General features: G+C 64.5%; 1 protein-coding gene. It reads right to left on the bottom strand.

Annotated elements, in window-relative coordinates; translation table 11 throughout:
- Nucleotides 1-106: 106 nt before the first annotated feature.
- Nucleotides 107-1,903, bottom strand: a complete 1,797-nt coding sequence (locus Raf01_RS48975; RefSeq protein ID WP_239134598.1) for a reverse transcriptase/maturase family protein — start codon at nucleotides 1,901-1,903, stop codon at nucleotides 107-109.
- Between the last annotated feature and the right edge of the window lie 533 nt (nucleotides 1,904-2,436).

The raw sequence follows: 2,436 nt of genomic DNA, 5'->3' as shown, positions 1-2,436 counted from the left end.
TAGGGTCGGCCACGCGGCGAGGTGCCAGCCTGTGGGCTGGTCCTTTTCCGCGTGGCCTCCCTCCGAACCGGGCATACCCGTTTCCGAGTACCCGGCTCTCCAGTGACTACTGCGTGGGCGTTGATGGCGTCGCGTGGATCTGGCCATGGCAGGCGTCGCAGACCACGAGCGTCTTGCGGCGCTTGTTTGCCATGATCTTGGCCCACGCTGGTGGAGCCCCGACCGCGGTGGTGAGGTCGGCCAGCTTACGGACATGGTGCATCTCGATAGAGTCCGTGCTGGCGCAGATCTCGCATCTACCCTTTAGCAGTCGGCTGATCAGCTGCTTGTGGGGGTAGAGCGGTCGGTGCGGTTGACGGTCGACGATCGTCGCCGTCTTCTGCCGTTTGAGCGCGATCCCGCCGAACCGGGCGACCAGTGGGTTCCTGCTGTCACGAGTGATGCGGGCCTCGAAGCAGGTGCGTGGCCCGTAAGTCGTCGCGATTTTGGCTTTATGTTTGGCCGCCATCTTCGACACCGACGAGCGGTGCTTGCGGGCCAGGGTGTGGAGCATCGAGGTCTCCATAACCCAGCGCAGCCGGTGCAGTCGTTGGACGTCACCGGCCAGCAGGTAGTACTGGACGATGCCCCGGTACTCGGCACCGTACTTCGCGACGATTGTGTAGTCATCTTCGCGTAGCAGCGGGTTGCGGCAGGCTGGCCTGCCGCGTGCCAGGTAGAGGGCACTCTTGGCCTTGATCACCGATGGTGGCACCCGGAGAACGATCGTGCCGTTGAGCGATCGCCGGTTGCGCCGGTCGGTGCTCGACGGTCGCCTGGTTCTGCGGTTGGTGCGTGCCACCGAGATCTCGTAGCCGAGGAATTTCGCCGCGCCCGTGCGGGCGTGGGTGATCAGCGTCTTGTCCTGGGCGAGGGTGAGCTTGAGTTCCTCGCGCAGGAACGCTGTCAGACGCTGTTTGACTTCCTCGGCCTCGGCCTTCGGTCCGGCGAACCCGAACAGGGTGTCGTCGGCGTAGCGGCAGTAGCGCAGCCTGCGGTAGTTCGGATCATCGGGATCCTGGCTGGGCAGACTGTGCAACTGCCTCACCAACGTCCGCGCGGCGACGCGGTCACCACGCCGTCGAGCGGACGCCAGCGCGTGTTCCACCTTGCGGTAGGCCGGGTTACGGGCCCGAAGCTTGCCTCGGGTGTACTCCGGAATCAGCACCTTCTCGACGAACACATCCAACTTATGCAGGTAGATGTTGGACAGGACCGGCGATGCGACCCCGCCTTGCGGCGCGCCGGACAGGGTCTCGTGCCAGATCCATTCTTCCAAGTATCCGGCGGTGAGCATGTTGCGCACCAGCCGCAGGAACCGGTTGTCGTGGATGCGTTCGGCCAGGATCGAGAGCATGACCGTGTGGTCGAGGCTCCCGAAGCAGTCCGAGACGTCCCCTTCAACGAACCAGGTCGAACCGGTCCAGGTGTTGGCCACCTCCCGCAACGCGGTATGGCAGCCCCGCCCAGGCCGGAACCCGTGGGACCGATCAGAGAACGTCGGCTCGTAGTACGCCTCCAATAGCAGCCGCACCACCTCGCCGACGAGCTTGTCCGACCAGGTCGGCAGGCCGAGCGGACGGGTCTTCCCGTTCTTCTTCGGGATCAGAACCCGCCGCACCGGGCGGAACCGGTAGCGCTCGTCGCGCATCGCATCGATGATGCGACCGATCTTGCCCAGCGACATGCCATCCACAGTCTCCTGACTGACCCCGGGCGTCATCGCACCCTTGTTGGCGTAGATGCGTCCGTAGGCCAGCAGATACAACTGCGGGTTGAACATCTGCCGATACAGTTGCTCCAACGGCAGGCCCCGCCCGCCGCGCTCACGCAGGACACCCAGCACCGTTTCGGCGCTCTGCATTACGCATACCTCCCGACTCTGCGGTGTCCGATCACCTGGCCCCCTTCGCCCTGTAGACGGCTTTCCCGTCCTCCCTGGCCGGTCGTGACTCCGGCGACTACTACGAGGCCTCCGTCGCCATAGGACTCGCGTCCCGTAGGCGATCCCACGTTCATCCTGGTCATACGTCACAGCGCGACGTAGGCGTCCCACTCATCTCCTTTAATGCCCTCATTGGGCATCGCTCCATGGCCCCGAAGGTTGCGCGCCTATTTCACGTCAACGCGCAGGGCTGGCACCGGTGTCAGACGTCCCGTTCCGGCGGAGGTGAACTTGCCTCTTCTGGAGATTGGGATTCAGGCAATCAAGCTTTCGCCATATCACGCGGGTCCCCCAGCGCACCGTTCCGGACATCTAGGCCCGGCCGCTGGTTTCCTGGCATGCTCTTGTCCCCGCGCACCTTTCGGCTGCGGGTAAGCCATCAGACCCAGGAACCTCCCTTCGAGTCCCTCCCGGCTGAGCCGGGGATACAACCAGGTGCGACGTGGCGCACT

The organism is Rugosimonospora africana, from assembly GCF_016862975.1.
In the GTDB taxonomy this organism is placed as follows: domain Bacteria; phylum Actinomycetota; class Actinomycetes; order Mycobacteriales; family Micromonosporaceae; genus Rugosimonospora; species Rugosimonospora africana.
Note: the sequence above shows the minus strand (reverse complement) of the source record. Positions and strands in the feature narration are given on the sequence as shown.